The sequence below is a fragment of the Sphingobium sp. AS12 genome, from assembly GCF_019097845.1.
GTDB lineage: Bacteria > Pseudomonadota > Alphaproteobacteria > Sphingomonadales > Sphingomonadaceae > Sphingobium.
This window is the reverse complement of sequence record NZ_JAHRGM010000046.1, coordinates 259,515-284,416: the sequence shown is the minus strand read 5'-3', so window position 1 is coordinate 284,416 and position 24,902 is coordinate 259,515. Positions and strand designations below refer to the sequence as shown.

At 62.1% G+C, this 24,902-nt stretch carries 25 protein-coding genes and 1 pseudogene; 11 read left to right on the top strand and 15 right to left on the bottom strand.

Annotation, left to right across the window (positions count from 1 at the left end):
* Positions 1–21: 21 nt before the first annotated feature.
* The gene (locus KRZ98_RS17695) at positions 22–1,011 is read right to left on the bottom strand and encodes a glycerophosphodiester phosphodiesterase family protein (protein ID WP_217674744.1); all 990 of its coding nucleotides are present in this window, start codon (positions 1,009–1,011) and stop codon (positions 22–24) included.
* 50 nt (positions 1,012–1,061) lie between these two features.
* Positions 1,062–3,590, bottom strand: coding sequence for a TonB-dependent receptor (locus KRZ98_RS17690; protein ID WP_217674743.1), 2,529 nt, complete (start codon positions 3,588–3,590; stop codon positions 1,062–1,064).
* 194 nt (positions 3,591–3,784) lie between these two features.
* On the opposite strand from KRZ98_RS17690, the gene KRZ98_RS17685 reads away from it, so the two are divergent.
* The 5 genes and pseudogenes from KRZ98_RS17685 (at position 3,785) to KRZ98_RS17665 (ending at position 6,998) form a co-directional block, all read left to right on the top strand.
* Positions 3,785–4,927 (top strand): ROK family protein, encoded by a 1,143-nt coding sequence (locus tag KRZ98_RS17685; RefSeq protein ID WP_217674742.1) that lies wholly within the window; start codon positions 3,785–3,787, stop codon positions 4,925–4,927.
* Positions 4,928–4,968: 41 nt separating this feature from the next.
* Positions 4,969–5,640, top strand: coding sequence for a S1/P1 nuclease (locus tag KRZ98_RS17680; RefSeq protein ID WP_368389846.1), 672 nt, complete (start codon positions 4,969–4,971; stop codon positions 5,638–5,640).
* Positions 5,544–6,044: pseudogene (locus KRZ98_RS17675) on the top strand (integrase); the annotation flags it as partial. The gene KRZ98_RS17680 and the pseudogene KRZ98_RS17675, both read left to right, overlap by 97 nt.
* Before the next feature lie 25 nt (positions 6,045–6,069).
* Positions 6,070–6,474: a hypothetical protein gene (locus KRZ98_RS17670; RefSeq protein ID WP_217674740.1), complete on the top strand. Its 405-nt coding sequence runs from the start codon at positions 6,070–6,072 to the stop codon at positions 6,472–6,474.
* A complete protein-coding gene (locus KRZ98_RS17665; protein WP_217674739.1) occupies positions 6,471–6,998 on the top strand; it encodes an RES family NAD+ phosphorylase in 528 nt (175 codons plus the stop codon). The genes KRZ98_RS17670 and KRZ98_RS17665 overlap by 4 nt, the downstream gene beginning before the upstream one ends.
* Positions 6,999–7,082: 84 nt before the next feature.
* Here KRZ98_RS17665 and KRZ98_RS17660 read toward each other — a convergent pair whose 3' ends face one another.
* Positions 7,083–7,478, bottom strand: a complete 396-nt coding sequence (locus KRZ98_RS17660; RefSeq protein ID WP_217674738.1) for a hypothetical protein — start codon at positions 7,476–7,478, stop codon at positions 7,083–7,085.
* A gap of 428 nt (positions 7,479–7,906) precedes the next feature.
* Here KRZ98_RS17660 and KRZ98_RS17655 point away from each other — a divergent pair, with 428 nt between their 5' ends.
* Entirely contained in the window at positions 7,907–8,491 is a 585-nt protein-coding gene (locus tag KRZ98_RS17655) for a sigma factor-like helix-turn-helix DNA-binding protein (protein ID WP_217674737.1), read from the top strand.
* 116 nt (positions 8,492–8,607) lie between these two features.
* Here KRZ98_RS17655 and KRZ98_RS17650 read toward each other — a convergent pair whose 3' ends face one another.
* The 7 genes from KRZ98_RS17650 to KRZ98_RS17620 all read right to left on the bottom strand — a co-directional run bounded on the left by KRZ98_RS17650 (position 8,608) and on the right by KRZ98_RS17620 (position 16,403).
* A complete protein-coding gene (locus tag KRZ98_RS17650) occupies positions 8,608–9,810 on the bottom strand; it encodes a hypothetical protein (RefSeq protein ID WP_217674736.1) in 1,203 nt (400 codons plus the stop codon).
* Between the two features lie 423 nt (positions 9,811–10,233).
* Complete coding sequence (locus tag KRZ98_RS17645) at positions 10,234–10,662, bottom strand: thermonuclease family protein (RefSeq protein ID WP_217674735.1); 429 nt, start codon at positions 10,660–10,662, stop codon at positions 10,234–10,236.
* Positions 10,663–10,728: 66 nt separating this feature from the next.
* Positions 10,729–11,841, bottom strand: coding sequence for an endonuclease/exonuclease/phosphatase family protein (locus KRZ98_RS17640; protein ID WP_217674734.1), 1,113 nt, complete (start codon positions 11,839–11,841; stop codon positions 10,729–10,731).
* 148 nt (positions 11,842–11,989) lie between these two features.
* Positions 11,990–12,493 (bottom strand): helix-turn-helix domain-containing protein, encoded by a 504-nt coding sequence (locus tag KRZ98_RS17635; RefSeq protein WP_217674733.1) that lies wholly within the window; start codon positions 12,491–12,493, stop codon positions 11,990–11,992.
* Between the two features lie 582 nt (positions 12,494–13,075).
* Entirely contained in the window at positions 13,076–13,921 is an 846-nt protein-coding gene (locus KRZ98_RS17630; protein ID WP_217674732.1) for a hypothetical protein, read from the bottom strand.
* Positions 13,908–15,464: an NAD(P)/FAD-dependent oxidoreductase gene (locus KRZ98_RS17625; protein ID WP_217674731.1), complete on the bottom strand. Its 1,557-nt coding sequence runs from the start codon at positions 15,462–15,464 to the stop codon at positions 13,908–13,910. The genes KRZ98_RS17630 and KRZ98_RS17625 overlap by 14 nt, the downstream gene beginning before the upstream one ends.
* A 177-nt stretch (positions 15,465–15,641) precedes the next feature.
* The gene (locus KRZ98_RS17620; RefSeq protein WP_217674730.1) at positions 15,642–16,403 is read right to left on the bottom strand and encodes an A24 family peptidase; all 762 of its coding nucleotides are present in this window, start codon (positions 16,401–16,403) and stop codon (positions 15,642–15,644) included.
* A gap of 189 nt (positions 16,404–16,592) precedes the next feature.
* On the opposite strand from KRZ98_RS17620, the gene KRZ98_RS17615 reads away from it, so the two are divergent.
* The 3 genes from KRZ98_RS17615 (at position 16,593) to KRZ98_RS17605 (ending at position 19,337) form a co-directional block, all read left to right on the top strand.
* Complete coding sequence (locus KRZ98_RS17615; RefSeq protein ID WP_217674729.1) at positions 16,593–17,357, top strand: winged helix DNA-binding protein; 765 nt, start codon at positions 16,593–16,595, stop codon at positions 17,355–17,357.
* Between the two features lie 160 nt (positions 17,358–17,517).
* Positions 17,518–18,504 (top strand): SIS domain-containing protein, encoded by a 987-nt coding sequence (locus KRZ98_RS17610; RefSeq protein ID WP_254798614.1) that lies wholly within the window; start codon positions 17,518–17,520, stop codon positions 18,502–18,504.
* On the top strand, positions 18,504–19,337 hold the full coding sequence (locus tag KRZ98_RS17605) for a 3-deoxy-manno-octulosonate cytidylyltransferase (protein ID WP_217674728.1): 834 nt from the start codon (positions 18,504–18,506) through the stop codon (positions 19,335–19,337). Before KRZ98_RS17610 ends, KRZ98_RS17605 begins: the two co-directional genes overlap by 1 nt.
* Before the next feature lie 190 nt (positions 19,338–19,527).
* Here KRZ98_RS17605 and KRZ98_RS17600 read toward each other — a convergent pair whose 3' ends face one another.
* From KRZ98_RS17600 to KRZ98_RS17580, 5 genes are all read right to left on the bottom strand, one after another.
* Positions 19,528–19,971: a hypothetical protein gene (locus KRZ98_RS17600; RefSeq protein ID WP_217674727.1), complete on the bottom strand. Its 444-nt coding sequence runs from the start codon at positions 19,969–19,971 to the stop codon at positions 19,528–19,530.
* Positions 19,972–20,073: 102 nt separating this feature from the next.
* Positions 20,074–20,874, bottom strand: a complete 801-nt coding sequence (locus KRZ98_RS17595; RefSeq protein WP_217674726.1) for a LuxR family transcriptional regulator — start codon at positions 20,872–20,874, stop codon at positions 20,074–20,076.
* A gap of 116 nt (positions 20,875–20,990) precedes the next feature.
* Positions 20,991–21,983 (bottom strand): FecR domain-containing protein, encoded by a 993-nt coding sequence (locus KRZ98_RS17590; RefSeq protein WP_254798663.1) that lies wholly within the window; start codon positions 21,981–21,983, stop codon positions 20,991–20,993.
* Positions 21,984–22,044: 61 nt separating this feature from the next.
* On the bottom strand, positions 22,045–22,596 hold the full coding sequence (locus tag KRZ98_RS17585) for an RNA polymerase sigma factor (RefSeq protein WP_368389845.1): 552 nt from the start codon (positions 22,594–22,596) through the stop codon (positions 22,045–22,047).
* A 52-nt stretch (positions 22,597–22,648) separates the two neighbouring features.
* Entirely contained in the window at positions 22,649–23,332 is a 684-nt protein-coding gene (locus tag KRZ98_RS17580) for an energy transducer TonB (RefSeq protein WP_254798612.1), read from the bottom strand.
* A gap of 340 nt (positions 23,333–23,672) precedes the next feature.
* Between KRZ98_RS17580 and KRZ98_RS17575 the strand changes: the two genes are divergently transcribed.
* Positions 23,673–24,377, top strand: coding sequence for a LuxR C-terminal-related transcriptional regulator (locus KRZ98_RS17575; RefSeq protein ID WP_217674724.1), 705 nt, complete (start codon positions 23,673–23,675; stop codon positions 24,375–24,377).
* A gap of 80 nt (positions 24,378–24,457) precedes the next feature.
* Complete coding sequence (locus KRZ98_RS17570; RefSeq protein WP_254798610.1) at positions 24,458–24,814, top strand: HU family DNA-binding protein; 357 nt, start codon at positions 24,458–24,460, stop codon at positions 24,812–24,814.
* Positions 24,815–24,902 lie beyond the last annotated feature (88 nt).

Below are 24,902 nucleotides of genomic sequence, written 5' to 3'. Positions count from 1 at the left end.
GGAAACAGCTGAAACACGGGTTCACTGCTGGCATCGGCCGCGTTCGGCGCGCCGCGACGGGGGGCCTTGGAACTGCCGCCCTTCAGCGTGCAGGCCCTGACGTCGTAGATATTGCAGCAGGGCTTCGGGATGATCGGTCTGGATGATCGTCACGCCTTGATCGATGAGCTTGCCCCACACCCCAGCGGGGTCGGCGAGCGCGGTTGCGTCGGACACGCCGCCGGCCTGCTCGGGCTTGAGCGAATTGACCCACAACCGCCCATGCTTGCGAGCTTCGGCTACCGCCTCTCCGCCGATGAAAGCCGGGTCTCCAAAGTTCAGTTCGAAGCCGATGGGGCGATAACGTGCATAGCGCGCGAGCAACGGATCGAGCGCGGCAGCGCAGAAGTCCCCCGCTGGCGTCTTGGGAGTGCAGGCGAAGATCACCGGCATGAACATCGACTTCGTGGCAAACCGGCTGGTCGCCAGTTCGGAAGTATCCGGATCGGCGCTCATCTTCATGATGACCTGGCCGGTCATGCCGGCCTGTTCGACCATCTCGAAAATGCGCTCCTGCGCAGGGTCCTTGGCATCCATGTTGATGAGGATGCGGCCCTTGGCTACGGCCAGCGCTTCTTTCAGCGTCGGCACCCGGCGATCGGTCAGTGTGGTGACGTCCCGCCCGCCGCCGGCGGGCTTGAGCCGGAGTTTCCGAAGCGCCTCGAACGTGATCTCGGAGACCTTGCCATGGCCGTTGGTCATGCGGTCGAGCGTTGAATCGTGCATCAGCACGAGCCGTCCGTCCGCCGTGGTCCGGATGTCGATCTCGATGATGTCGATGCCGTGCGCAATGCAGGCCCTTATGCCGTCCAGCGAATTTTCGGACGCCGATTTCCAGCAGGCACGGTGCGAAGCCACCATGACCCCCGGTGCCATCGGATTGCGCAGCATCCGCTCATTGGCGACGAGCGTGTCATTGGATACAAGCGTGGCGTCCTGAAGGCTCGCGCATGCAGCAAGTGGCGTCAGCATGGCAGCGAGAAGGACAAGCGAGCTTGGTTTCATGGGATCAGCCTCCGTTATCAGAAGGAGGCGCGCAGGCCGAATTGGACCGTGCGACCGGTTGTGAAGCGGCCGTCCGTCAGGCGCGGCTCGTAGACCCATTCGTCCGTGCTCGCGTTGAGCAGGTTGAGCACGTCGAGAGTGAGGGTCAGCTTCGGCATCAGCTTGTAGCGCGCCGCGAAATCGGCCTGGCCATAGGCGCTGCGATATTTGAGGCCGTCCTGCTCGTTGGGCTTCTCGCGCAGGAATTCGCTGCGATAGTTATAGGCAAGACGGACGCTGAAATCGGCGTCCTCATAATAGCCGATCAGATTGAAGCTGTGCTTCGAGTTCTCGGGCAATCCATAGGTGAGCGTGGTGCCGCCCACCATATCCTTGAAGCTGCTGTCGGTGAACGTGTAGTTGGCGACGATGCCCAGATGTTTGAGCGGCCCCGGCAGGAAGGTGAGGGGCTGCTGGTAGTTCACCTCGACGCCCTGGACGCGCGCATCGTTGCCATTGACCGGATGCGTCAGCCTGTAGGTCTGCCCGTCATAGGTGACGGGCACCGTCTCGGACACGATGAAGGATTCGATATCCTTGTAGAAATAGCCCGCCGAGAGCAATCCGCCCTTGCCGAAATACCATTCGGCCGCGAGGTCGAACTGGTTGGCCCGGAACGGCTTGAGGTCGGGATTCTTGGCCGAGATCGTCAGCGTCGCATCGTCGACCACGCGATAGGCGGCGAGATCGCTGAGGCTGGGGCGCGTCATCACGCGGGCTGCCGCGGCACGCAGGAACACCCCCTTGGCCACCTCGTAGCGCAAATTCAGGCTCGGGAGAAAATCGGTATAGTCGGAACTGGAGCTTTGATCGGTGTTCGTCTTGGTGACCTTGTCAAACTCGATGCCGTTCGACGTCAATGACGTGTGGACGACCCTCAGCCCCAGATTGGCGAGCAGGGGACCGTCACGATAGGTCGCCATGCCATAGCCGGCCCAGGTCTTTTCCTCGACATCGAAGAAGTTGGTGAGATCGGTGCCGGTCGAGACGTCGAGCTTGCTGCCGTAAAGCGTGTATGCCTTGTCGAAATCCGAGATGGCGAAGGCGTGCGGGCCGTTGGCGGCGCCCGGTTCGTCATCGAGGAAACCGGTCAGGACATCGCCGATCAACGAGAATGGTTCGTTGATCTTGGTGCGTGTGACCGCATAGCGCTGCCGCATCCGTTGCCGGTCGCGATATTTCACGCCCAGCTTCAGGTCGATATCGGCGAGGATGGGTCCTTTCAACTCGAAGCCGCCAGAGAAGTCGTCGTCGCGCGTCCTGGTCCGGTTGTGACGCGCCTCCGAGGTCACATATTGCGTCGGATCGGCAATGTCGATCGGGGTCGTGATCGTATAATAGTTGCTGTCGTCGCGCGTGTCATAAGCAGCGGGCGCGGTGATGTCGCCGTAGTAGACATATTCTTCCGAGTCCCGGTTGCTCCGGCTCTTGGAAATGAAGCCCTTGAGCTTCCAGTCACCGAACCGATATTCGGCGGCGGCCGACCCTTGATACAATTCGCTCTGGTTGAGCGTCTTGTGGTTTTCCGAACGCAGGAGAACCGAATCATAGGAGATATAGTCGACCACGCCATCGTCGACATGGATGTCCCTGATGCCCTTCCCGCCATTGAACGCCCAGATCGGGCTGACGCGGCGGTAGTCCTGACGGAAATTGGTATAGAGGCCGTCGATCAGGATCTTGAGGTCGCTTGTCGGCTCCCATTCGAGACGGCCGCTCGCGGCAATGCGGCGGACATCCTGCTCCTCATGGATGAGCCTGGGCAGGTCCATCAGGAACGTATTGGTATAGTCGTTGACCTTGTCGCCGTTGACGTCGAAGTTGCGGCGGGTCCAGCGCACGGCGTCATAGGATTGCGACGCGGCGGCGAAATTGTCGATGGACAGCGCGCCGACCAGGCCGAGATTGGGAGCCAACCGCCCGCCGGCGACCAGCGATCCGCGTGGATCGAGCGTGTCGGTGATCTCATTGTAGTTGCCGCCGATTGAGGCGGACAGCAGACGATTCTTGAGATCGAGCGGACGGATCGTTTCCAGCGACACCGTGCCGCCGATGCCGCCTTCGTCGATGTCGGCGGTCGGCGATTTGAACACCTCGACCTTCCTGAACAGGTCGGCTGGCAGGATGTTGAAGTTGAAAGTCCGGTCTTCGGCGGTCGTCGGTGCGCCCTGGCCGTTGATCGTCACCTGGGTATATTCGGGGCCAAGGCCCCGAATGCTTATCTCGTTGCCGACCGCCCCGGCGAAGTCACGGCGAATCTGCACGCCGGAGATGCGCTGGACGGCTTCGGAGAGGTTCGCTTGCGGGAATTGGGCGATGTCCTCGGCCACGATCGCATCGACAACCGCCGCCGAATCGCGCTTTGTGTCGCGCGCTGCCTCGATGCTCTCGCGATAGCCGGTGACGACGATGTCCGCCGCCTGCGCGTCAGCGGCATCAGGCTCAGGTGGTGCCGATTGCGCGTGTACAGCTTGCCCACTTACCAGAGCCGCCAGGGAGCAACCCACGAAGAACCAACATTTCATTGTGACCTAACCCCCTAGTCCGAGTCGAGGCCGATCCTCGATTGGGGGACAGCTACGCGACGACTGTGGCACTTTTATTTAATGTTGCAGAAAAACATGAAAGGCGCTGCCACGGGCTGGCGAAAGGTATCGGATTTTGTTGCAGAAAAGAATTTTTGAGGCATAGAGAGGATTCGATGCCCTCGCACTCGGGAGCTTGCGTGTATCCGCGTCCAGAAATCCAACTCGCCGAGGATCAGAAGCGCCTCCTCCGACTGCTTCGGAGCGACGTGCCGCGCTCGCGCATCGAACTATCCCGTCTCCTCGACATCAACAACGGGGTCGTGACGCGCCTGTCCCGCGAGCTGATTTCGCTGGGACTGATCCGGGAAGCCGAGGCGCAGGCCGCCGCGCGCGGCAGGCCCTCGCTGCCGCTGCACCTTCGACAGGACGGAGCCTATGCGATCGGCGCCGCGACGCATCCCGGCTGGGTCGACATCAGCATCGTTGATTTCGGCGGGAATCCGCTTGCCCAGAAAAGCTGTCCCTGGGACGAAGGCGAGCCGCGTCAGTTCGCGGAAATGCTATCCGGCGAGGTTGCAGCCCTCACGGCCAATCTTCGCCTTCGCCATGCGCGCTTTCTCGGCTTTGGCATCAGCGTCCCGGGCTTCTCGGTCGGGTCGCACGCCCAACGCCACACGGTCGAGCGTATGCACTCCTGGCGCGACCAGGATCTGTCCGCCGTGCTTGGCGAATTGCTGGATGGGCCGGTATGGATCGAAAATGACGCCAATGCCGCAGCGATTGCCGAATATTATCAGGCCGGCACACGCAGCGGTTCAAGCATGCTCGTTCTATTCCTCGGCCACGGCGTGGGCGGTGGGTGTATTTCAGGTGGCCAACTCTTTCTGGGCGAATATGCAAATGCGGGCGAGATCGGCGTTCTTTACCCGCTCGACCGGCCGCGCCCATCCGCCGTGGACCTCATTCAAACACTTGAGGCTAGCGGAAACAGGCAGATCGACCTGCTTCATCTCGCAGAGCATCTCGTCCGGCACGAGGACATCGTCGAAGCGTGGATCGCGCGTGCTGCCGAACAGCTTGAACTGGCTGTGCTGAGCGGCATTGCCTGGTTCGATCCCGCGTCCATCGTCATTTCGGGAACACTACCCGACCGGATCCTGGACCCGTTGGCGACCAGGTTGCGCGACATGCCGTGGGAGAAGAGGCTTGGAGGACGCCCGATCCCATCGATCAAGGCATCGCGGCTCCAGGGCAGGGCGGCGGCGATCGGCGCCGCCTTTCTGCCCATTCATCACATGATAGCGCCGCAAGGATAGGCAATGGCTAGGGCATTTTGACATCACCTCCGCCCGGCAAAATGTTACCGCTTGTCCTCCTGGATCGCCGCTTGTCGAAGTTGGGAGCTCAACTCATGCGCCGTTCGATCGTCTTCACCATGATCGCCATCGTCATAGTGGTCTCGCCGAGTCCCGCGCAGGCGTGGACGCGCCCGGGACATATGGCTGTCGCCGCGATCGCCTATCGAGAGCTGGCTCGCGACCATCCCCTCATCGTCGACAAGATCGTCACGCTTATGGCCGATCATCCCGAGCCCGGTCCTTTCGAGGTCGCGATCGGGCGCGCCGAAGGCCGAGCGCGCGCAGAGCGCATCTTTCTCGAGATCGCCCGCTGGCCCGACGATGTCCGCCGCAGCGAATATGACCATCCCACATGGCATTATCGGTTTCGGCCGGTGATCGATAGCGCCGCGCCGCCGCCTGCGCCCCCGCCCTATGCGGCGAGCGGATCGGCCTCTGAGGCCTTGGCGCTCAATATTGGCATGGCACGCAATCCAAGGGCCTCGAATGCCGAACGGGCCGTTGCGCTGTGCTGGATCTTCCATATCGTGGGCGACGTCCATCAGCCGCTGCACGCCGCTGAACTCTTCTCCAGCCGGTTTCCCGAGGGGCTGGGACACTATTTATCCCGAAAAGCAAGACCGACCAGACTGGGGAGGGCGCCTATGCCTATCTCGCACCGGCGACGATGAAGGCGATCGGGCGCTGGCGCGAGGCTGCCCATGTCGACAAGGGCGCGCTATTCCGCAGGGTCGAGACGCATTTTGACGGGTCGGTGGCGGGTGTAGGACGGTCCGCGCTCTATCCCAACAGTATCACGCTGATCTACAAGCGGCTGATCCGCGCCGCCCATACTAAAAAGCTGCTCGGCGAGATGTCGGAAGCCGAGCTCGAGCGCTGGGTGGCGGCTGTCTCCAGTCATTCGATCAGGGTGGGCGTGGCGCAGGACAATTTCGCGGCCGATGAAAGCCTGCCGGCGATCATGCAGGCTTACCGCTGGCGCGATCCCAGGACGGCGATGCGCTATGGTGCGAAGCTGGCGCCGAAGAGCGGCGCGGGCGCGCGCATGGCGGAGCGATTTTCAGACAGTTCTTGAAATGTGCGTAAACTGTGCGTAGATAGTGCGTGAAGAACTGAAGGAGGAAGACACCGCCATGGGCACTCTTGCTTTTGCCGATGTGCTTGCGTCGGTGCGTGAGCCTGGAACGTCGCGCTTCTCTGCGGCGAACATCGCCAGTGCGCTGGGCCTCCAGTTCCAGGATCTCGCGGCGCTGGCGGGCGTGCATCGCAACACGCTGCGCACCCATCCGGAATCGCCGCGCCTCCAGATCGCGCTGCGCGATCTCATGCGCGTGCTGTCGGCCGCCGCGGTCGTGCAGCCGGATACCGAGCGTGCCTTCTTCATGGTCAAGAACGAGCCGATCCCTGCCTTTCGTCACAAGACTATCCTGCAGCTCGTGCAGGAAGGCCGCGCCGACGATGCGATCGATTATCTTGAATCGGTCAGCGCCGGCTTTGCCGGATGATCCTGTGGGCTTTGCCGCTGGGAACTACGCTCTACCGCGCGCACACGCCGCAATGGGCGAGCCGTCCTTTGAGCGGCGCCGGCGCGGCGGCCAAGGGCGGGCGCTTCAACCGGGAAGGCGTGGAAGCGCTTTACCTATCCTTGGACGACGTGACGGCGCTGCGCGAATATCAGCAGACCTCGCCCTTTTTGCCGCCCTGCACGATGGTGTCCTATGCCGCGACGCTTACCCGCCTGGTCGATCTGCGGCAGCTTCATCGCGGTGCGCCATGGGACGATCTCTGGCACGATTGGCGCGAGGATTGGCGTCATCTGAAGTTCGACCAGCACATCGAGCCCCCGAGCTGGGTGCTGGGTGACATGGTCCTCGAGGCGGGGCTGCCGGGGATCGTTTTTCCCAGCCTGACGCATGAACGGGGCGTCAATGTCGTCGTCTACACAGGCGCACTCGGCGACGGCAATCTGGTCGAGGTGAATGACCCGGACGGCAGACTGCCGAAGGATCGCTCGAGTTGGACCGAATAAGGCGATTCGCCCGCGGTGGTGGCGCGAGCCACCGAAGAAGGGTGGCCGTGCTGGCGCACGCTCCCGATCTTGATGGAGCATCGACTATCTAGTCGAACTGTCGGTGCCGCCATCCCGCCCTGTCCGGCGCGCGCGACGCCGTTCGGCTTGGCGCGACAGGGCTGTGTCGATCTCCGGCTTGTTCCAGCGCGCGGCAAGCCCGAGTACGGCGAGGTCTTCGGCGTAGGTCAGGAAGGTGAACACCTTGTTGGTGATCTCGATCATCAGGGTTCTCATCTCGGCGTCGGAGATACGCGACAATTGCGTCCAGGGAATCTCGCCATAGGGCGTGACGACTTTGACGTCGCTATAGTCGCCGGTCGCGCTGTCGGGCACGGTGCCGGCATGCAGCGTTTCGAGAAAGCTGTTGCGCACGCATTGCTCGACGAGGGCCAGGGTGAACTGGGTCTTGTCGGCGTCGGACAGGGTTTCATCGGACATCGGCGGCTCCGTAGCTGGAGAGGCTTTTCGTCAGGGGCCTGATCCGTCGCATAGTCGGCCATTCCTGTCCCAGGGTAATTGACGCATCACCCTTGCGAAGACCGGGCCCCTTTGAATGTTCCTACGTGCGGTGCCCGGGACCGATTCGCGGGTCCCCGAACTGCTATCGCAAGCATTGGCCAAGGCATCATCGGATATCTAGGTGCCAGTGCGAGCAAAGCAAAAATATTTAGCCAAATATTTTTGCGTCCGTAGGTGTGTGCCGTTGCGTTTCATTGTGTGTAGCTGTGTTGCATCGCGTTTCATATCCCGTTTTTCCAAGGGGATGGCTCTATTGACGGGCAGTAAAGCCGTCATATAACTTCATTTTATTGCCGACACGCAAACTATGGAGCGCGGTTCACTCGTGAACCGTGAGGCGGTTTTCTATGCCTTGTGATCTGGACGAACATGACCGGGCAGGCTGCATTTTATCGTGGCATGATTGCAGCGATGAACCCGCGCCCGATGCTCTTACCGTCGAGATCGCGAGCGCTAATCGCGAGGCGGTGAGGCTCGCCTTGCGCGCGATCCCGCATCCGCGCCTGGAGCGCGTTATCCGGTTACGCTTTGGCCTCTACGACGGGCCTGCCCTATCGCTTCGCGCCGTAGGCGAGGAATTGGGCGTCGGCCCGGAGCGCGTGCGCCAGATGCAGAACAAGGCGCTTCGAATCATGCGATTCAGGCTCTCGCGCCTCGAACGATTGGGGGAGCCGCCGCCTGATCGCTCGGCGAAGGCCCCTCCAACTCCTCCAGTCGCATCTCCGTCCGAGCTGCGGAAGAAGCGTAAGGACGCGGGGCGGCGTCGCGCAAGGGCATCGAAGCGCTACGTCCCGGCGCCGTGCCCGCAACCGAAGCGCTGGTTTCGCGAGCTGCTTATAGGCACAGCCTTCCATCTGGCCGTGTTCGCGACTTCGATCCTGTTGGGATGGGCGGCCATTGCGGCGCTGTTGCTCATCGCGAATGGACAATAGCTGCTGCTCGCGAAGCAAAGCTCGAATGACGGTCCCGGACCGACGCCGCCGGGACTATCTGGTCAGGCCGAGCCCTTCACGATGGCGTGCGAGCGCGAAAGTTGCCTCTCTGGGAACTACGCTGCGATTCTCGGCTCGAGATGGCTGCGAACGATAGCGCGCGTGATGCCGACCTCGCCCGATGCGACTTTGGCAAGTTGCTCTTCGAAAGTCAGCGGGGCGTTCGGCTTGGCCTGCTGCTCGGCGATGCGCGTTTCGCGTAGAGTATCTTGCCAATGGGCCTTGGCCTCGGCGAAGCTCATCGTGCCGAGGAGTTTGCGAAAGGCATAGATCTCGCGTGGGTTGGCCGGCGGCCAGAAAGGATCGTTAGCCTTGGGACGCGCCCGCCCTGGCAGCCGCGGCGACGGCAAGGCCTGGCCTTCGCTCGTCAGTTCTGTCGCGAGCTGGTCGCGGATGCGATATGCGGTCGATCCGCCGATCGCGAGTTCGAGCGCCGCTCGCCTGACAGGCACGCGGTCGAGGAGCATGGCGCGCAGCAGATCCTTCTGCTCATCGGTAACGAAGCGCGTGCTTTCGGCGTGGACATGGCGCACGCCGGCGGTGTCGCAGCCGGGCAGTTTTTCACCCTTGCGGCGCAGGCGACGTACAAGCCGTTGCCGGATCCGGATGCAGCTCGTCTTCGAAACGCCGGCGCGTTCCGAGACCTTGGCGGTGCCGAGGCCGAGCATGAATAGATCCTCGACCTGCTTGCGTTGCGCTGAAGAGAGTTTGGCGCCGGAGTAGGCCTCACCTCCGCCCGGCGGAGGCAGTGGCGCTTTGCCGCGCGATATGAGTTCGCGATCATATCGGCGGCGTTGTTCGGACACGCAGGCGGCAGAAACGCCAAGGCGCAGCTGGATGTCGACGCCCTTGAGGCCTTTCTTTAGAGCATAGCGTAGTCTCTCGATACCGAGAGGGGTGAGGCGGCCTTTCCGATCACGTTCTGCGGGCCGATAGCGGCGTCGGGCGCAAAGGGCGATCAGCACCGCATTGGAGGCGCTGGCCTCGCATATGCCGAATTGTCTTCCGATTGCAGCGAAGGACCATCTTTCCGCATCGCGCAACCTGATGGCTTCTTCCAGCGCATCGCCGCGCAGCCGAGCCTTCGGCGCTGGATTGGTGTGCGTCGTTTTCAGGCCCAGCTTGTGGGCCTTGACCTGGATCGCGTGGGCGCTTCGGCCAGGAAGCCGGGTCGCGACGCTGCGTCCTTCGGCGGGATAATATGCAGATAGCGTTGCGAGTTCACGCGCGGACCAACGCGCGGCTTTGTGAGCGGTCATGGGTCAGGCTCCGGATGAATGGCGATGTTCAGCATGGGTCCGGGCCGTCGTGGCCGGGGTTCCCCGTGAACGGACTCGCGATTCCCTCACCCGCTCCCCTCTGCCGCCGGTCCCCCAGGGACCGGCGTGGCGTGATCAGTTCGTCAAGTGGCCGGCAGCGATGGCAGCGAGCCCGTCGGCGACATGCAGGCCTATCGGCGGCACGATCGCGTGAGAGGTAAACCCCGATTGAGCGTTGCTATAGGGAACTTAGTGCAGTCTATAAAAAAACGATAAACCACCATAAGCTTCTTATGGATCGCCGCCGAAACCCCTTTGCCCCCGGAGCGAGCACACCGTCGCCCGAGCTGGCCGCCCGTGATCGACCATCAGCCGATTTCGCCTCGGCAAGCGCCGTCAGCATCGACAGGCACGCATACCGGCTCACCGCCGGCATATCCGTCCCTGCGAATAGCGCGGCCATATCGCGACTGTGTTGGTCCGCAGCATCGCGCAGCTCAGATTGCCGACCCGCGGCGCCACGCACCAGGCGGCGGTCCTCTCGCCCTTCGCATGGCCTTCCGACCGGCATTGCAATGTCGGTCCACGCACGACGACGTGGCCGGTCGGCGTTGTTCCGTGCGCACCGCCGAGCAACCGGACAAGCGCGTCGCGTGCAACTGGTCCGCTTGCCCTCGGGCAGGGATGACCCCGCCGGCAGCTCCCGTCCATTTCGCGCGCAGCAATCCCGCCAAGGCGGATACGCGGTCCTTCCGCGCACCAGATCGGGCCGTCGCCGTCCCACACTCGGGTCGGAGTGCAGGGGAATGTCGTCCCGGCGGTGACGATCTGGGCGAGCAACAGAGAGAGCATCGTGCGCGAGCCTAGGGGCGATATCCTGCCGGGGCCAGAGCGGTGCCGGACCGCGCCCGCTTCGGATCAGACGTCGATCTCGGCCCAGATCGCGGCGTGGTCGGAAGCGGCGTCGGCTTTTCGGCCGACCTCGGCATAGGGTTCCCAGCGCCGGGGCCGCGACCCCGGCCACATCCCCTTGCGGAAGATGCCGCCGGCCTGGACCAGGTCGAACAAAGCGGGTGAGAGCAGGAGATAATCGATCTTGTTGGCGGCGTTGCACAGATCGTAGGTGCCCGGATAGCCGCCATCGTCGAAAGAGGGATGCGTGAAGACGTCCTGAAGGTCGGTGTCGTGGAGCAGCGGAGCGAGCGGCGCGCTTGCCGGCGTGTCGTTGAAGTCGCCGATCACCGCGATGTGGGTCGCGCCATTGTCGGTGAGACCCTTGTAGATTTGTGCGATCCGTTCGGCCTGCGCCTTGCGTTTCGCGTTCGACGCTGCAGTGCCGCCATAGCCCTTGCTCTTGAGATGATTGACCAGGATGAGCAGTCGCGCGCCGTTCGGCGTCGTCACCTCGAACTCGGGGCAGTCGCGCGAGAAGATCGGTTGGCCGTTCGGCCCCTGATCATCGACGTGGCTGCGCAGCGTGCCGATCGAAAAGCCCTCCCGGCTCATCAGGCCGACGTCGATGCCGCGCTCGTCATTGCCGTCGATCAGCATCACATGGCGGAAGGGCTGGCCTCCGAGTGCGCGCAGGATCTCGCTGTTGAAGGCGGCGAGCACGGGGCGGCTTTCCGCCTCGATCACGCCCAGAACATCGGCCTCGAGGTCCATCATCACGCGAGCAGTGTTGCGCATCGCATGTTCGTTGACCGGCGCGTCGCGCAGCTCCAGCGAGCCGACCCAGTCGGCGCGGCCGTTGGCGTCGATCACGATGCCGCCGGCGGTGGGACGGCGCAGCAGGCCGCCGCGGTTGCGGCGGAGGATGACGAATGGGCCGGTGTCGGACTTTTCCAGACCGAGGTCGCGCATCAGCTCGACCATCCCGTTCTTGTCGGTGGGCGAATAGTCGATCTCGCCGAGTAGCGCGTTCAGTGCGGCGAACTTCTCCAGCACCGGGCGGCCTTCTTCCCAACTATCGAGGTTCATGGCCTTGGCGCGGTCGAACAGATTTTCGACATTATAAACGGCGAGCTTCATGGCATTCTCCCCTCTGCGTTGCGAGCATGCCGCAATTGCATTGCGGCATTGAGACGATTGCGGTCAGTAGGAACATTTATCCTGGACAGTTCATATGTGGGTTCCAAATGAAGTCAGTCGATCGAGATGACAGGGTGTGCACGCTGGGCTAGACGTCGAGGATCCAGCGCTGGCGGCGGCCCGCCTCTACGGCGATTTCTTTGACGATGCGCTGCAGGATGACGTCTTTCAGGAGAGGGGTCCATTCGGGCTGGACCTCTGGATCCTCAATGTTGCCCAATTCGACGGCAGCTCGCAGGACCGAGGCAGAGACTTCCCTGAATATGGCGCTGAGCAGGCGGATGATCGGGTCGAAGCGATCGCGATCATCGTCGGCGATGAGGTCGAAGGTGTCTGCTCGGATGATTACTTCCAGGGGGTCGAGGTCGAGCGCTGCGATGATGTTCCGGAGTTCGGCGACTGTGACGACTGCGCTGTCGTCGGGGTCGTGATCGATCAGGGTCTCGAGCCGGGAAACTGCGATTCCCGACGCCGCGGCGAGCGTTTTGCGACTCATTGATCGTGCTTCCATCAGAGACCGGATGAGCGGTAGGCAGTCCGGCGTCTGGATGGGGCTGCGATGCTTGTCAGCGACCTTTTCAATGCAGGACATTTGGCCGGACCTCCGGAAAAGGCCTGTTAATCAGTCCAGTCAATCACATGGATCTGCGACGGGCAAGGCCACGAGGACGCTTCCTGTCGGTGTCGCAGAGGCTAAATGTTACAATTCGAAGTTATTTTTATTACGTCATTCCCGAATAAATGCGGGCGCGCCGATGCGTGTAGCGAGTTTGAAATATCGATATGCTGACGCCCGCGGCGGATCGGGCGTTCCACGGTGGAAAGACGGTGAGACAGCGTCCGAGAGTTTCGATTTTCTTATCTCTCAACGTCAGGACCGCGCCTCGACGGCCTTGGTTCGCCAGACAGGAAACGGGGAAGGTCGGTGTCCGAAGTTTGTCCGGCCCGCATGTCGAAAAAGGGTTCCAACTGCGGCAAAAAGGCATGACTGCGATGTCCATCCATTTTGGACCCGATTCTTTTATCCGGCGTAAAAAACTGGCCGGACTCCCTCAGGGGGGCGGCTTGTCGATACCGCCCGCGTGCATTGAGCCGATCCGAGAAAGAAGGATTCGACCCCGGGGCAAGTCGTGCAAAAGGATATGCTTCTCGTCGGCGAGAGGCCCGTCGGCAGTTAGCCAGCCTGTCGGAGTTGGCGGCGCGGGCCGGCAATTTTGACTTTTGGCCAATCCTCGCCGAGCGTGACGAACTCAATGTCCCGTCCTTTGCGGAGTTCCTCGATAGGATAGACGAGGGTTTCGTGGTCGGCAGCGCCCACGATGATTGCCGACAGTGCACCGGCTTCCGAGATCACCGGCGCGCCAAGCGCTTGGGGATCTGCGAGTGGACGATTGCGACCTCTAGTGACGAGGCCGCAATAGGAATAGACGAGTGTCGTGCCCAGATCGGGGATGCGAACCTCGTCCAGGTCTCCGGCGACGCGCCCTTTGCGGTTGAGGGCGTGCCGAAGAACTTCTCGATTGGACGATCTATGTTGCTCGCCAGCTTGCTCTGGATCGGTATTGCCGGACCAGGCGAGATCATTGAGCCTACGCACATTGAACCTGCCATCGTTCCAAATCCCTTTTCGGAAATTGCGAACGATGGCGAGGGGCTTTGCGTTTTCCCGCAGGCTATTGAAAAGGGGTGTGGCCTCGAGACGAACGACATGAAAGCCCAGCCTCGCGCTTTCGGGGCCAAGCACCGTTTCTGGAGGAACCAGTGTTCCCAGCGCAAGACGCGGTTTGCCTGAGCCACGAACCAGCGTGCAGGCCACCTCCTTGTCGCTCGGCAGAATATGTGAGTGAGCGGTCAGTAGAAGGTACAGATTGTCATCGTTGCTGCCCTCACGCGTGATGATGGCGGAGATCATCATTCGGGCATCGCGGTCCCCGGCAATGCCAATCTTGATGATGGTTCCCAAGCGGAGCGCATTGCTTGCAGCCCGGCTGGGTTCTGAAAGGCCGCTACGCTTCGTCATCGAGGGGCCTGTTGCGATGGATGTTCACCGAGCCGATTCGTACTGTGGTCGGACCCATGCGCAATGGGAACAGGCGCAGCTGTTCGGCTTTCTTTCTGTCGTCCGCGCCCAGCTGGATCTTGATCGGCCTGCCATTGGTGAAGCACTCATCGACTATGATGGAATTCAAGATGATCAGGTCGTAGGCGGAGGCGACGTGGTTCAGCGTGCGGTGGATCGCGCGGGTCATCACCTCGAGGCGAACACCGGATTTTCGCATCCCGTCTTTGGTCCAGCGGAAGATCGTCTTGTCATAGTCCTTCACGTCGGCGGCCGCGGAATGTTCCACGGCCTTGACCTTGAGCGAGGCGAGTTCGGCGCGCGTCAATAGATCTGCGGCCGCGGGTTCGGCGCCGTGCCTGACGATGACGCGATCGAACGAACTTGGCGGGTCGACCGGCTCGCTATCCCCGTCTTCACTGGCCATCATATGCCGCCCAGCGCCGTTGCGGAGTTCGCCTTTGACGCTTTTGACATATTTTCTGGGACCGTTGCTGAAATAAGCCAGAAGGAGTTTGTTGATAGGGGCGGCAGTGAAAGAATAGGGGCTGACACTTTGATAAAGAAGGGTGATTTTTCTGCTGGAGAGATGCTCGTCGGATCCGGCCAGAGAGGAGAGTCTGTCCTGCGTTTCCTGAGCGAACTGCACCCTCCGGTAGAAGTCGCAGGGATCTTCGCTGTCGCGCGTGCCCGCTATCATCTTCGAGGTCCTTTCCGCTTCGACTTTTTCGACATCTTCCTTGAGCGGACTGTCCGACAAGGCGACGGCAAGCATATGCGCGGCGCGTGTGACCCTGGTTCCCAGGATGGGGGACAGGACATCGATCAGTCCGCCGTCGCCGGAGCCGCTGACGAGGATGGCACGGCTTTCATCGGCAACGGCATTCGGGGACCAGTAGCTCGGCGAGTCGAGCGTACCGAAGCCGCGCTCTGCTTTGAACCCTGTTGCCAGAACCGCGAGATCGGCCTCGATCGGCTCGCCGTTCTTGAGGTCCATGGTGATTCCGGCAGCATCGTGGTGAACCGCGGTCACTTGATCATGGATAAGACTGACCTTGTTCGCGAAGCCGCTCGCCCATTCTTTCTGTATATCTTCGACGACTTCGTCCGCCGTGGCCTGAGCCCAGTTGAGGAATGGTAAGGCCGTAGCGGGCGTCGGATGCTGCGCGGGCCAGAAGATGATATTGGGATGCAGTTCTCTATGGGCGGCGTTGCGATAGCGCTCGAATGGGGTTCGACGGGCTTCGATGAGCCGGACGCTCGCACCGAGGCTGGCGAAACCGGCGGCGAGCGTTCGGCCGGCGATGCCGGCGCCGACGATGCAGACGTTGCGTTTGCCAGGAGCGAGTTTTCTGGCGAGAACTGCGACCAGCGCCAGTGCGCGTAGCTGCTGGGAGTAGAAGTTCTGCTGGGTCAGGAAGGGATTCAGGGCGTAGAGTGTGTCGGAGACGCGGCATGCGCAATAAACCTCCCACGCGATCTTATCGTGCTCATCGTCCCCCATGGAAGTCCTTGCTTTAAGAGATGTCGTTGCACAAAGACGTCGGGCCTTCCGCTCGGCGTGGCCGGGGGCCCCTTACGTAGGACACATGCCCCGCCCGATCTTGGCAAAGAAATCTGGTCATACCGGGTGTATTCTTTGGAGGTTGGCCTTGGAGGCTCTAAATGAACTCCTGGTGACCTATCCCATTGCCGGGATTGTCAGCCACGCCGGGAAGGCGGTGAGAGCCAGATATGCTCCGAGTGGAAGTGGCCGTTCGGTTGTGAAGGCCGGATCGCGGCTCAGGCAGATCGCGGCGATCGCCAGGGCCAGCAGACTTGCACCAAGCAATATGTAAGGGAGGGCTTGCCAGCCCAGCCAGCAGCCGATGCCGCCGAGCAGCTTGGGGTCTCCGCCGCCCAGGCCTTCTCGACCACGGATCAGACGGTAGATTTCCTTCACCGCCCACAGTGATCCAAAGCCGGCGAGACCACCTATGAGGCTGTCGATGGGTGCCGGGCCGAGGCCAGCGATGCTTGCGACGAGGCCGGTGATGGCGAGGCCTGCTGTGAGGGCGTTGGGCAGGAGGAAGTGGCGAATATCGAGCGCCGCAAGAGCGAGAAGTTGCCATCCGAGCAAGGCGCCGGCGATTGCGTGGACGCCCGGCGCGGCAACGCCGGCAAGCAGACCGATTAGGCATGCTGCCGCTTCGATCAGCGAATGGATCGATTTGATCGGTGCATGGCATGTTCGACAGCGGAATCGGAGCGCGGCCGCGCTCAGCAGGGGAACGAGTTCGAACGGTTCGAGCCTGCGTGCACAGCCATCGCATCGCGATCGATCCAGGATGATCGGTCTGACTGTTCGCCAGCGCTCGATCGCCGTGGCGATGAAGCTGCCAATAAGCGCCCCGAGAAGGCCCCCGGCGGCGATCCAGATCATGTCGGGCGAGAGGTTGAGCATAGGAGCGAGTTGTTGAATCGAGCAATTTCCATCTTATTGGGGTCTCGAAATATGTCAGGAGAGTGACAAATACTCGCTGCGTTTCATCCGATGGTCGATTGGATATCGTTCTGGTTGACGGGGCTCAATGTATCGGCTTGATTTCAGGGTAAGTGTGGCGTGGGCCACAGTTGGGAGCAGGAGCTGCCTATGTGCAAGAGCGAAACGAGCTTCATCGTCGTGACGGCGCCGATGATGGGGCAGCCTTTTGCTGCGCAGCAAGCGGCACCTTTCCTGCTGTCTTCACCGGTGGCGGCTGCGAGCGATGGCGACCACGCTGTCGGATCGGGTGCCCTTTGTTCGAATTCTCTGCGTGATGGCGGCGATGTCGAGGCGGTGCGGTTGTGCGAGCCGGGCAAGGGGGAGAGCGTCCAGGGATTCGCGCACGTGTCGGGGACGCTGGTGGCGCCGCGTCTGGAACGGGGCCGCATTGGCAGGCGGGTGAATCGGGAGGTTTATCTGCCGGAGGAGAGCCCGCAGCGAGAGGAGGTCGCAGCAGCGAATGTTCCGGAACCCGTACCGACCGGAGAGGCACATCAGGTTGGAGCGGAGGCGGATGACGCGGTTACGCTTGCGGCTGGGGTTCAGCTGATAATGCGCATGCGACGTTTGCGAAGCAGTTTCTTCGAGGAAACACTCTTCGCCGATCCGGCGTGGGATATGATGCTGGACCTGATGGAGGCACGGCTGCGTCGGGCGAATGTCTCGATATCGAGTTTGTGCATGGCTGGCTGCGTCCCGGCAACGACCGCGCTGCGCTGGGTCAAGGTCCTGACGGAAAAGGGCATCCTTGTACGCAAGCCCGATGCCGGCGACCGTCGGCGGGTCTATGTCGAGTTGTCCGACTCGGCGGCCGAGGCGATGATGGGTTGGCTTGCCATCGTCCGTCAGCATCTGGTGCGTGCCGGCGCGTGACGCGCCCGGTTCGCGCTTCGACGCAAGGCCTCTGGTCGATCCAAAGAAAGCCCGTGCGCCTGCGGATTCCCCTAGGACAGCTTGAGGGACTCCTCGGCTAGTCTGCGAGCGGCTGCGGAGTGTCCATGCCTCTCTGGCCGAGCGCAAGGAACGTGCGATCATGTCTCTGCCCCGCGTGATGGAAGCCGATGCGTCGACCATTCTGGATATGGGCCGCCGGGCGATTGCTACGGAGGCTGAAGCACTTCGGGCCCTTGCAGGCCTCGACGGGGAGTTTGTTGCCGCGGTGAGGTCGGTCCGGGACACCAAGGGCAGGCTGCTCGTTTGCGGTGTCGGGCGGTCGGCGAGTATCGGCGCGAAACTGGTCGCAACGTTCGTCGCGACAGGGACACCGGCCTGCTCTCTCGACGCCGCCGACGCGCTTCACGGTGGCGTGGGCCTGATGATGGCCGGCGATGCGTTGCTCTTGCTGTCCAAATCCGGCGAAGCGCGTGAGTGCGGTGTGATCATCCGCTGGGCAAAGACGTTGTCGATTCCTGTCATTGCTATCACCGCGAACAGGGAATCGCTTGTCGCGCGCGAAGCGGACGTTCGTCTCTTTCTGCCGGTGCAGCCAGAGGTTTGCCCCTTCGGCAGCACGCCGACAACATCGACGACCATGATGCTTGCGCTTGGCGACGCGATCGCGATGACGCTCGTGCGGATCAAGAACGTGACCGCGGTTGACCTGCACCGTCGCGTGCCGCGTGGTGGCTACGGGTTTGATCTTCTTTCCGTCGATGATTTCATGCACCGGGCTGATGCCTTGCCCCTGATCCCTTGCGGCGCGTCCATGGAAACCGCCCTGGATGTGATCGGCGCCAAAGGGTTCGGTGTCGTCGGCATCGTCGCTGACGACGGCGGCCTGCTTGATGTCGTTACCGATGGCGATATTCGTCAGCACGCAAGGCAGCTGTCGAACCTGACGCCCGAGGAGATCATGACGCGGCGCCCGCGCACGCTGGTGTGTGGCGCCAACGCGCGAGAGGCGCTGGCCACGATGTCGCAGTCCCGGATCACATCCTTGTTCATTCTCGGCGATGAGATCTCGAGGCGAGTGCGCGGACTGGTGCATGTCCAGGATCTCCTCTATCTCGGGATTGGCTGATGCTCCGGATCGTGGGTGGCAGGGAGGATGCTGGTTGCGATCGCGGCGTGGCGATCATCATACCTGCCCGCTACGGGTCGACGCGATTTCCCGGCAAGCCTCTCGTCGAGCTGCGGGGCGTGGCGGGCAGCACCAAGAGTCTTTTGCAGCGGAGTTGGGAGACGGCGCGCTTGGTAACTGGCGTGGGCGAGGTCTGGATCGCGACGGACGACGTGCGGATCCAGGAGGCAGCGGCTCGGTTTGGAGCGCGAGTGGTCCTGACGCCCGCCGATTGCCGCAACGGCACTGAACGCTGCTGCGCGGCGATGGTGGCGGCCGGGCTCAAGGCTGATCTCATCATCAATTTTCAGGGCGATGCTCCGCTTACGCCGCCGCTTGCGGTCGAGGCGCTGATCGAAACCATGGCCGCGGAGTCGGGCATCAGCGTCGCGACAACCATGGTGCGGAGTTCGCCGGTCGAGGCTGATTGCCTGTGGGCGGACGAAAGGGCCGGGCGGTTCCGCTCCCCGACGGTGGTGTTCGACCGAAATTTGGACGCGCTGTATTTTTCCAGGCGGATCATTCCGCATGTTTCGGCGCGCACGGATCGTCCGCCGGTGTATCTGCATCTGGAGGTGTATGCTTATCGCCGCGACGCGCTATTGGCGTATCGCACTCTCGAGCCGTCGGAATTCGAGGAAGCGGAGGGACTTGAACAGCTTCGGTTTCTCGACGCGGGTATCCCGATCCGGATGGTCGAGGTCGGCGCGCCGCCCGGGGGGATCTGGGAAGTCAACAGCCCTTCGGATGTGGTGGCGGTCGAGGCGGGGTTGACGGAGCGTCATATCGATTGAGGGCTATTGCGCAGGCCTGTGTCGATCAGGCGACAGCGGCTCACCAAGGGCGAAGATGGGCCGCTCTGATGACTGGTCGCGGGCATACCGACTGCAACGGCCGCTTCATGGGCGCCGGTTCCGCTCGTGTTGCCGCTTAACCCAATCGGCGTTCTCTCGAGCATTCCATCCGAGAGAACGCCGAAGGTGGTTAACCGCAGCAGCTTGCGCCGGGACAACGCCCAGGATCGGAACAGCAACCGTTGCAGCAGCGCACGTAGCAGCCGTTCCCATATGCGGTGCAGCAGCCAAATGCGGCATGCTCAGGACTGAGCCGTGCTGAGGCTTCCTTTTCAGATGCTACCGTTATCGTTCCTGTCGGCACGGCCCCGAAAGTATTTAGCGCCTTGAGGTTGGAATCGTTACCTAACCAGCCCTCGGCAAGCACCTCTACCGTCTCTGCCTGAATTTTGGCCACCTGAACCCACGCCGCCGGCTGATCATCGCTTTCTGTAACCATCATGCTGATGCGGTGCTCTGGGCTGGTCACCTGATCCTTGTGCGTTCCAACTTCCATCGTCGCGGGAACACCGGCTTTCAAAATACTTTCGACCGACCGGCCATCCACTTCGACTGTAACCTTGTAAACGGACATCTCTGCCTCCTTTTTATTGAGTCTCACGAGATCAGCGGGGAAAGTGGATTCGCGCCGATTAGTCAGGAAAATCGATCCGGCAAGTTTCGGCGCTTCTCGGCTTTAGAACACGATAAGCCCGTGGCTAAGCGCGAGGACGACGGCGCGAAGCTTCGTCGGTGCTCCCAGCTTTTCCATTGCGTTGCGTAAGTGATACTCGACGGTTTTGCCCGCAATCCCGAGATCTTTTCCGCTTTGCGCGTTGGTCTTGCCCATCGCGGCCAGGCGCAGGCATTGCAGCTCGCGGCCTGACAGGCGAGGCACCCAGTCCGCGACTGGCACCAACTGCTTGGCCTTTGCGTGGAAATGGGCCGCGGTGAAGGCCAGCTCCGGCGCACAGCGCTCGGCGAGATTGCGTGAGCCGGCCTCATCGTTCCCGAAGAGACTGATGTAGGCCGGCCCGTGTGTGCAGTCCTGGACGGGGAAGGCAATGCCTGCGGAGACGCCGCGCATTCGCTCGTTTTCGAGCCAGATGCGCTGGAGCGGGTCGACGCCGGTCAACGTCCTTGTCGAATAGGCAAAGGGGGCAAAGGCGGTTCGAGCCTGGGCCGCACAGGGATCCCGGGCGAGCCAGTCCTCGGCGTCCGGCGTATCATGTGGTGAGGTCGTGCAGAAGCGGATCGGTTGTTGGGAACCCATCCCGGGATGGCTCGGCCAACAGCCACCGATATGGACATAACGGCCACCGTAGAAGCCGAGAAGGCGTGCATAGCCCAAGAGGCAGTCACGCAGGTCGGACATGGTTCGGCAGCTTGTTATGGAAGAGAGGATATCCTGCTGATTGGCCGTTGCGGGGCGCAGCAGAAGGGCGCTGGCTTCGGTGCTCCCGGAGTTCTGCTCGTTGGCCAGCGTGTGCGCAAACATGAAACCCCCCAGGTCGTGCCTCATGGAAATAGACACGGCGGGGGCAGCAATCTGGCAAGAAAAAGATGTTACAATTCAATGACTCAGTGTAACAAAGTTGACATAAACTATCGTACTTAGCTCAGGATAACCACGCTGCCGGGCAGGCGGGTGATTGTCGCGCCGACGGCCAGCTCGGCCTGGCTGAAGAAATCGTCGAGGCGGTTGATATTGTAGGTCCCGCTCAGCCGCCGGGTGGCGAGTGCGTTGTTGGTCAGGACGATCCGGCCAGGGCGATAGCGGTTGATCTCATCGATGACCTGCCGCATCGGCATGTCCTGGAAGATCAGCGTTCCGGACTGCCATGCGGTAAGCGCGGCGGTATTGGCCTGGGTGGTGACGGCGCCGATGCTGCGATCGCTGTACCGGACCTCCTCAGAGGCAAGGAGCCGGCGCCGTTCTCCAGGCCAGTCGACTTCGACCTCTCCAGAGAGGCAGGTGATGCAGGTTTCGTCCGGAGTGTGGCGCGCGCTGAACTGTCCGTTTTTACCGATGCTGGTGCCTTTGCCGGCGACGAGGGCAGCGGTTCCCGAGCGGCCGCTGGTGAGCACGGCCTCGCCGCTGACGAGTTCGACAGTGGGCATGGGCAGATCGCCGCGCAAGTTTAGGCTGGTACGCGTGTTGAGCAGGACAGTAGCTCCATCGTCCAGACGCACGAGAAGGCGCTCGCCGGTTCCGGTCCGGTATTTCGCATTCAACTCCGCAAGCGACGGCACCATGTCGATGGACCTGCCCACGAAGAGCAATCCGCCGGCGACGGAGGCCGCAACGGAACCGCCGATGAAAGCGCGCCTCGACAGGCGTCCGCTCCGTGCTTGTGCAAGATCGACGACATTGTCCACGATTCCGATGCTGCTCGGTTTCTCGACCCCTTCGGCGACGCGGACGACTTGCCGGAGCCTCAGCGCCGAACGGAAAGCAGCCTCATGGGCAGGGCTTTGGCCGCGCCATGCGGTGAACTCGGCCGCGTCCTTCTCGGTGGCTTCACCGGACAGAAGGCGATTGAGCTGATCGAGCCCCTCAAGTCGGAGGCGCGCTAGCTCAGCATCGGTCCATGTCCTTCCATTCATTTCCACAGGCCAGCCAATAGCTCGGACATGAGCGCCGCACATCGTGTCATGCTCGCGCTCCCTATTTAGATGACACTTTGGACAGCTGTTCTTGCAACGCCTCCACTGAAAAAACTTCCGTCGCCTCGTGCAGATGCCGGGTCGCCAGAAGCACTTCATGACGGATTGTGCGTTCCGATAAGCTGTATTCCAACGCGAGTTCCTTGTACGTTGCGTTCTCGATCCAGAGGCGCGTGATGATAGCCCGACGGCGGGGCGGCAGCTTCTGCAATGCCCGATCGACGGCCGCAAGTTCTGATCGTGCCTCGGCGTATTGGATTGGATCGGGGGCGTCGTCCGGGAAGTCGACCAGGCGGTTCACTTCGGCCGCCGAGAGATGCTTCATTTCGGCGCGCGCGCTGTTGCTTGCGATATTGAGCGCCATCGACAACAGGTAGGATGTAGGGTTGCGGATTTCGTCGACGATCTCGGTGCGACGAAGCCGAATGTAGGTGTCGTGGAGGGCTTCTTGGGCGCGATCGGCCGAGCCGAGGCGACCGGCGAGCCGGCGCTTCAGATCGGGATATGCTGACACCAGCAAGGACATGAGGACCTCGCGCGGGGACGCGGTCACGGGATGAACTCGTGGTGCCTGGTCAAGGTATGACGGAAGATGGCCGCACCCTCTAGTTGGCGCCTAGCAACGCAACTTGCTGCAGAGACGAATCGATTTCGATCACAAAATCCATGCGGGCGGGCAGGGACGGAGGAATCGGCGGTAGCGGCTGCGCCCGATCTAGAGCTGCCAGCGCGGCATTGTCGAGCATCTCTGACCCCGAGCTTCGTTGCACCCAGCTGTCCAGGACGTTGCCGCGTCGATCGAGGCGGAAGGCGAGATAGGTGACGCCGGCCAGGCGAAGCTTTTTGGCCGCGCTGGGATAGCTGCTGTGGCGGGCGACGGTCTCGTAGAGACGGCGCTGATATTCATCGAGATCGGCGGCCGCGGTCGCAGCGGCGATGCCGCCGCCATCTTCCGAGGCCGTGGCCGCAGGATCACTGGTCGATGGCGCTGCCTGCGCGATAGCCTTTGCGGGAGCTCCGAAAGCGGTCGCGGTGGAAGGCTTCTGCCGCGCTTCTCGCCCAAATGGCGAGGGCGCCGTGCCTGAGTGGAGTCCAGTCGTGGATCGAGTCGATTCGCCCATGCCGTCCAGTGGAACCAGATCAACGACCATCGCTATCCTGGGTTCGGGGGATGGTCTGGAGTGGGGCGCGGCGTTTGAGCTGGCCATGTGCAGGCCTCCGAGGACCGCGGCATGCCCGAGGCACGAGACCAGGGCGCCCATGACATCGATTCGGGTGGGACTGGACATGAACACTCGCATAGTTGAGAGAGTCGCTTTGGTCTCTTCTTACACATCTCTGTTGGTCTGCAATGTGACATGCACCAAGACCATCGGAATCCCGCTAGGGATTCCCCGAGCGGGTGAGTTGCACGCCTAGGGTAGAGAGTCGCCGATAGTCATGCGTGACAAAGGCGATTCTTCAATGTCAGCGATGGAGTCCTGCCGATCCAAAGGGTTTTTGTTGCCCGACCGGCGGATTGTCGGGCCGTGGCCGACGCCGCATTCGTTATCCGCGCCCTCAAGTTGGCGGCCTGATGGCGAATCGGGGCGGGGCACTGTCCTCGTCGGTATCGGCTGAGCAAGCGTCATGGCGGTCATTCTTCCATTCGAACGCCGCGGCGGTCCACCGGAGCAGGAAGCTGTCATTGGAGTATCGCTGCTCAACCTCGCGGACGCCTATGGTCTCTATAGTGGCGTCTATCTGCATTTCGGGCACGCACGCGGCGGTGCTGTGCGGTCGATCGCTTCTACACCGATTGCGCGTCGGCAATATGTCGATCTCATAGCGGGCAGCAATCTCGTGATGCAGGCGCTGGTTGCGCATCGTCCGTTTGCCTGGTCAAGCAGGGAGGTTCGCTTTTCCCGTCCTCCCGAGACCGAGCATGTCGGAATCGCCGTGCCGGTCCAGGACCATGTGAACGGGCCGGGTCTGGTGGCGTTGATGGGCACAGGCATCGACGCCGCGCGGCATGTGGTGAGCGAACATGGTCCTTGGCTTTCCTGGGCGGCGACCGATATTCATGTGGCGGCGCTTCAAGCGATCCGTGCCGGGCGCACCGCGGCACCGACTCCGCGCGAGATGGATTGCTTGCGGATGGCGGCCGAGGGCATGACGGTGGCGACGATCGCGCGGGAGCTCAGCATCGCTGGACGCACGGTGGAATTTCACTTGCGCAATATCGTCGAGAAGCTCGGCGCGACGAGCAAGGTGAACGCCGTCGCGATCGCGGCAAGCAAAGGGTTGCTGCGCTGTGATCCTTCGGGGGGCGAACGGCTAGAACCCGTGGCATGAGCGCGACACGAGCCTGAAGTTGGCTTTTGTGTGCCGGCGTCGACGTTGCCCGTTCGGGACGCCCACACCGATGGCGCACGATGCATTTTACCTTGCTGAGGTGGCCGCGGCTTTCCCCGAAATTCATCCTGCTTGGAAATCTGGAGCGTGTGACCATGAACAGCAATGAACTTGTCGAGCGCGTCGCCGAGAAAAGCTATTTGACGCGGGCGGAGGCCTATCGCGCGGTTCAGGCGGTGTTTGCCGTCATCGAAGGTGCGGCGGTTCGCGGCGAGGATATCGCCATCAATCGGTTCGGGAAGTTCGCCGTCAAATCCGTGGCGTCCAGGGAAGGCCGTCATCCGCGTACTGGTGAGTGGACGCACTTTCGCGGCTCGCGCAAGCTGACCTTCCGTGCCGCCAGGACCCTGAAGGAGCAATTGAAAGAGGATCGTTGAAGTGCCGGCGATGCACTCGAGCGCCAGCTCGGCTAAAATCGGATCGTAGCGGGCTACACAGGCCTGGTGGCGTAGTTCGGCCGCTCGG